This is a genomic window from Actinoplanes sp. NPDC051633 (genome assembly GCF_040681735.1).
Lineage (GTDB): Bacteria > Actinomycetota > Actinomycetes > Mycobacteriales > Micromonosporaceae > Actinoplanes.
Genome location: NZ_JBFAZH010001470.1, coordinates 1 through 1,668, shown reverse-complemented (window position 1 = coordinate 1,668; position 1,668 = coordinate 1). Strand labels below are relative to the sequence as shown.

The following is a 1,668-nucleotide window of genomic DNA, read 5'->3' as shown; positions in this document are numbered from 1 at the left end:
GGTTTTTGAAAGGTTTTTGAAACGAGTTGAAAACGAGTTTCTTCTTGTCTTGATACTATATAGAAATAACTCAAAGAATTAAAATGTTTTATGCTCGCCTACCGGCCCGGGCACCGGATCGCCTACGTCGTCAAGCACACCGCCACCGGGTTCACGGCGGTCCACACCAGCCGCACCGGCATCGGCGGCTTCGACCTCGCGCTGGCCCAGGATCAGGTGGTGGCGTTCGACTACGACCACTCCGGCAAGGTGGACCACTTCCTGGCGTACCGGCCGGGCAGCCGCATCGCCTTCGTCCTCGGCCGGTCCGGCGCCGGCTTCGGCACGGTCACCGCCAGCAGCACCGGGATCGGCGGCTTCGACCTGGCCACCGCCGCCGACCGGATCGTGCCGTTCGACTACGACCGCACCGGCAAGCTCGACGCGCTGCTCGCCTACCGGCCCGGGCACCGGATCGCGTTCGTGATCCGGCACACCGCCGGCACGTCGTTCACCACGGCCTGGTCGAGCTTCACCGGCCTGCCGGGCTTCGATCTGAGCAACACCCGCGACCTGGTCACGCCGTACGACTACGACTACACGGGCAAGCTCGACCACCTGGTCTTCTACCGCCCCGGCGGCCGGCTCGTCGGCATCTACCGCAAGGGCTCCGGCGCCGCCCCGGCCGCGGTCTACACCGGGACCAACGGCATCGGCGGGTACGACGTCGCCGTCGCCGCCGACCGCATCGTCGCCGTGGACGCCGACCACAGCGGCGGCGCGAACAGCCTGCTGCTCACCCGCCCGGGCTGGAAGGTGGCCTACATCGTGGGGCGCCGGCCGTGAGTCACCGGATCACAGGTCGTCCGATCCGATGATCTCGTAGACGTTGCCGTCCGGCGCGCGGAAGTGCTGCCAGGCGCGGCCGTCGGCGCGTTGCGGCTCGGGATAGAGGAACTCGACACCGGCCGCGGCCAGAGCGGCGTGCGTGTCCCGGAAGGAGTCCACGGCCAGCCCGACCACCGGCGCGGTCCCGAAGAACTCGTGGAACTCGTCCTCCGGCCCGTAGACGTGCACCTCGGTGCCGTCCTGCGTCCGGAACCACGCCGCTCCCGGCCGCTCAAGGATCACCTCGAGGCCCAGCACGTCGCGATAGAGGGCACTCATCGCGTCGGCGGCCGGCGTCCGCACTCCCAGCCAGCCCAGTGACCGCACCGCCATTGTTCCTCCACCCGGCTCGCTCATCTCGGAGCATCCGAGGCTACGGCCGTCACCATCCCTAAAGCGTCCTAGGTTGCTAGGCGGATGGGCTGGGCCGGGATACCGGGCCGGGCGCCGGCTGAGCCGAGCCGGTCCGCCGCGCCCGGGTTAGGCTGCCGAAATGATTCCCCGGATGCCGTTCGGCGCGACCGAGCATGAGTCGAGCCGTGTGATCTTCGGTGCGGCGGCGCTCGGCAGCGTCACCAAGACAGAGGCGGACCGCGCCTTCGATGTGCTCGTGCGGCACGGCGTCAACCACATCGACGTCGCCGCCGGATACGGCGACGCGGAGCTGCGGGTGGCGACCTGGCTGCGCCGCCGCCCCGGCGAGTTCTTCCTGGCGACCAAGACCGGTGAGCGGACCTACCGCGGCGCGCGCGAGGAGATCCGCCGCTCGCTCGATCGCCTGGGCGTCGACCGGATCGACTC

General features: G+C 69.1%; 3 protein-coding genes. 2 read left to right on the top strand and 1 reads right to left on the bottom strand.

The window, feature by feature from the left end:
- Window positions 1–90: 90 nt before the first annotated feature.
- Window positions 91–825, top strand: a complete 735-nt coding sequence (locus tag AB0M20_RS42185) for a hypothetical protein (RefSeq protein ID WP_364307008.1) — start codon at window positions 91–93, stop codon at window positions 823–825.
- Between the two features lie 9 nt (window positions 826–834).
- Here the strand turns inward: AB0M20_RS42185 and AB0M20_RS42180 are convergent, their stop codons facing one another.
- Window positions 835–1,200, bottom strand: a complete 366-nt coding sequence (locus tag AB0M20_RS42180) for a VOC family protein (protein WP_364307006.1) — start codon at window positions 1,198–1,200, stop codon at window positions 835–837.
- Between the two features lie 160 nt (window positions 1,201–1,360).
- Here AB0M20_RS42180 and AB0M20_RS42175 point away from each other — a divergent pair.
- A partial coding sequence (locus AB0M20_RS42175; protein WP_364307004.1) for an aldo/keto reductase occupies window positions 1,361–1,668 on the top strand: 308 nt, incomplete at its 3' end.